Origin of the sequence: Vibrio eleionomae (assembly GCF_009874545.1) — a bacterium.
GTDB lineage: Bacteria > Pseudomonadota > Gammaproteobacteria > Enterobacterales > Vibrionaceae > Vibrio > Vibrio nitrifigilis.
In genome coordinates, this window is record NZ_WEKT01000108.1 from 1 (window position 1) to 3,551 (window position 3,551).

Genomic DNA, 3,551 nt, shown 5'->3' on the forward strand with positions numbered 1-3,551 from the left:
CGCCACATGTGTGTATCACCGCCACATGTGTGTATCACTGATATCGAATGAAAAAACGTTCAAAGGTGGAGTAAAACGCAAAAGGAAGATGGCCGGAATGAGTGAAGCGTATTTAGAGAAGGTTCTCGCAGCCCTTTAATGATGGGCACCTTCATGCTTTTGCCCTGGTCTCGGGTGCGACACGAAGTCATTTCGTGATGTCTTCGAAGAGGTAGAGCATGCATACCAAATATCCGAAGATGAATGGGAGGTGCCCACATCGATAACGGTCTACCCAAGATTTATTAAGGGTCATCGAAGTCTAAATGGTGACTACTATCTCCCTAGCTTGGTCGGCAGAATCTATAAAGAGGTGTTACTAGCATTCCAAGAGGACGCCTTAATTCTCGCTGGATTAGGGCTGAGAGGTACAGTAGAGGCGGTGTGCAATGATCTAAATATAAGCGGTAGAAATTTGGAGGCTCGTATATCAAAGCTCGCAACTGCTGGTTATATTTCAAGAAAAGATGCTGAACGATTACACGGCATCAGGTTCATGGGCAATGATGCTGCACATGAAATAAAAAAGCCTAAATCAGCGCAGCTCTCAGTCGCGCTAAGAATCGTCGAGCACTTGCTGTCCAGTGTATATATTCTTGAAAAAGAGGTTCAGGGAAACATTGAGACTCTGATAACAGAATTTTCCGGCTTTGTAGATCTTATCAAAGAAAAGGTTAAGCACTTATCAAGTGGAGATGAGCTTCCAATCATAGGTCTTCTCGGTCGAGACATACGGCGTGTAAAGGAGTCACTTCCAAATCTTGAGCCCGAACTTATTTCTAAAATAGACGGTGGAGAGATATCCTTTCTCACGAAAGGAAAAGTCGATAAATATGAAAACTCAAGACATGATCTCCAGCACTATGTTGTGGTATGAGCTAACAAGTCAAAGAACTCGGACGCAGCGAAGCTGCGCTGGTGTTTGAGGCGTTATGCTTCCTAAGGTTCACTCTTCTCCGTTTACTTAAAATAAGAGGTAGTGTTATATGAATAATATAGATTTGTCTTTGGCTGGTAATTATCTAACTAGCTCTGATGATTTGGGGGCATTAGACAAGATGCTCGTTGCTCAAGATGATTTTTCCAATTCTGCTATGCGCTGTGCTTTATCTGCTTTATTCGGGAGAATTGGTAAAGTGTTAGACATAAAAGAAGACGTGTATAACCAATTATCAAACCTAAATAAATTTTATCTTGTTCGTGGAGCGTTTCCTGAACAAGAACAAGAGCTAAGAGCTTTCATTTTAGAACGATTTTATAAGTTCGTTAGCTAAATTAGGCAAAAGCATAACAATACGCTCCAATGGATGCATTCAAATCAACCACTTGTGGTTTGAATTTATTAGCTTGTGGTGACTATCGTGGGGCACCATTGAGCTTAACGTTATGTGCTAAATAATCAAAAGGAATAACGATGGCAACGCCTCAAAGAATTAAAATTCCTCGTACAATAGATAGTAAAGTAATTGATTGTTTTAAAAAAATTGGAGAGGATCATACGTTAAATAATTTTAATGTTAATGCATTAACTGATGTCGCAATTAATAATATCGATTTGTTTAACGGAGAAAATGAAGAGCTTGAATCACTATTAAAATATAATTCATCATTAATCAATAACTGTTCAGGAAAAATCGGTGGATTACAGATAGTATACTATCGAGGTGGTCAAGATGTGCAAAATAAATCAGCTATATTTGATGAGGTTTTACTTACGTGGAATTCACAGCAAGGCGGTGTTAGTAATATAGATAGGCTTGATATTGTTAATATTATTAATTGTGAGCTTAACGCTATTGAACCTGGTGAAGATATTGATTCTGGTTTGTATAAAGAACAATCGCAACTTATTTCAATACATAATGCGACTTTACAACGTTTAGAGAAGCTCAATGAAGATTTAATAAAACAAAGTTCCAATTTTCGAGATGGTTTAGAAAAAAGATTTGATGAAAGATCTGATGAGCTTAATAAAAACATAGATGAAAAGAGAGATAAATTAGAGCAAGAATATAAACAAAAAAATGATAATCTTAATAAAAAGGAACAAGCATTTTCAGAGAGGTTATCTGCATTTGATGATAGAGATAATACTCATGTGCGCCGTGAAATACGTGACCGTATGCTTGATGATGTCAAAGCAAGAATCGAAAAATTTGGTGTTTCGGCTAGCACGGAAGGGAAGCGGCGCCCGGTATTTTGGGGTATTATATTGTTAATCGCCGTAATTACTATATTGCTTGCTTATACCATATTTGAAATAAGTTTTGATCCTCAAATCAATAATTCTGGAAACTCTAGTATTATATATTGGCTTTGGGCGAAGATTAGTATTATGACGTTAGCACTATTTGGCACAATTCTATATTATATTAAATGGCAAAATAGATGGGCTGAACAATATGCTAATACAGAGTTTCAATTGCAACAATTTTATATTGATGTAAACCGTGCTAACTGGGTTATAGAAAGCTGTTTAGAATGGCGGAAAGAAACTGAATCAGAAATACCACACATCTTACTTGAAAGTATGACTAAAAATCTTTTTGAATCTAATGTGGAAGAGTTAGAAAAAGTTATACATCCATCAGATGAATTGGCATCAGCTCTGCTTGGTAGTGCGTCAAAATTAAAAATGAAAGTTGGCGATAACGAGATAGAATTTGATAAACCAGCAAAGATTAAATCAAAGAAAGTATCGTCTAATTAACTTCAGTGAGCGTATGTTAGGGTGTGTCCTTATTAAATTTTGAAATTATCTTAGATAGGAATACGTTTGGTTTCGGAAATGATCAATCAACGTCTCTTTACTATACATATACACCAGCACTGCCTGAAGTACGCAAAATGCAAGGGTTAATAGAAGATCATATCCGTAAAGAGAATGCAAAAAAGGCTAGTGCGGACTTATAGGTATAACAAGCGCTTGCAGGCTAACACCAAACCTTACGAGTTTTTGTGTAACTCGCTGCGCTCAAACATTAACACAAAAACACTCCTGTTTTGGTGCAGCTGAAGCGGGCGTTAAACGTCAAAGTTGGTTCAGAGAAAAATAAATGAAAAATGAAGCAAGTAAAATTTCGAAGATTATTGAGAATTATTGTGATGGTGAGTTTGGTATTCTTGACGAAGAGCATGTCTTGAAATGGGTTCATCAATTTGAAGTTGATGATAGACAGCTGATACTTGAAGAGACCAATAGAATATTAAGAACGACTTACATAAATAAAGAGTTACTTCTTGAAAAGATTAAGAAGATGTCAGGATGTAACGAATTAACAGGTAAGAATCCTCGAGAATATTGGTCAAATTGCTCGCTTCTTAATATTCAAGAAAATGGTAGTAGTCAGAGTGAATTGGTAGGAATTCTAAAATATCACATACAAGAGACTATGGCGTCAAGCGTTAAATTTTTGATGTGTTTTCATCCCACATGGTTCCATCTCTCAGCATAGAATTTAGTATGACAACCATCTTTCTAACGCAGGCGATAATGGCCACTTTTTTAGGCT

Annotated in this window: 4 protein-coding genes and 1 pseudogene; 4 read left to right on the forward strand and 1 reads right to left on the reverse strand. The window is 36.7% G+C overall.

Features of this window, described 5'->3' with window-relative positions:
* Positions 1-250 precede the first annotated feature (250 nt).
* The 4 genes from F9817_RS23525 (at position 251) to F9817_RS23895 (ending at position 3,494) form a co-directional block, all read left to right on the forward strand.
* Positions 251-916, forward strand: a complete 666-nt coding sequence (locus tag F9817_RS23525; protein WP_345789753.1) for a DUF4145 domain-containing protein — start codon at positions 251-253, stop codon at positions 914-916.
* Positions 917-1,025: 109 nt separating this feature from the next.
* Positions 1,026-1,313, forward strand: a complete 288-nt coding sequence (locus tag F9817_RS23530; protein WP_161158638.1) for a hypothetical protein — start codon at positions 1,026-1,028, stop codon at positions 1,311-1,313.
* Between the two features lie 140 nt (positions 1,314-1,453).
* A complete protein-coding gene (locus tag F9817_RS23535) occupies positions 1,454-2,749 on the forward strand; it encodes an OmpH family outer membrane protein (protein ID WP_161158639.1) in 1,296 nt (431 codons plus the stop codon).
* A 346-nt stretch (positions 2,750-3,095) separates the two neighbouring features.
* Positions 3,096-3,494: a phosphoribosyltransferase-like protein gene (locus F9817_RS23895; RefSeq protein WP_202436577.1), complete on the forward strand. Its 399-nt coding sequence runs from the start codon at positions 3,096-3,098 to the stop codon at positions 3,492-3,494.
* Here F9817_RS23895 and F9817_RS23540 read toward each other — a convergent pair.
* Positions 3,445-3,551 (reverse strand): annotated as a pseudogene (locus F9817_RS23540) (IS110 family transposase); the annotation flags it as partial. The gene F9817_RS23895 and the pseudogene F9817_RS23540 overlap by 50 nt on opposite strands.

Excerpts from the sequence above, each read along its gene's own strand:
- F9817_RS23895 (WP_202436577.1), top strand. The coding sequence starts at position 3,096 with ATGAAAAATGAAGCAAGTAAAATTTCGAAGATTATTGAGAATTATTGT.
- F9817_RS23530 (WP_161158638.1), top strand. The coding sequence starts at position 1,026 with ATGAATAATATAGATTTGTCTTTGGCTGGTAATTATCTAACTAGCTCT.
- F9817_RS23535 (WP_161158639.1), top strand. The coding sequence starts at position 1,454 with ATGGCAACGCCTCAAAGAATTAAAATTCCTCGTACAATAGATAGTAAA.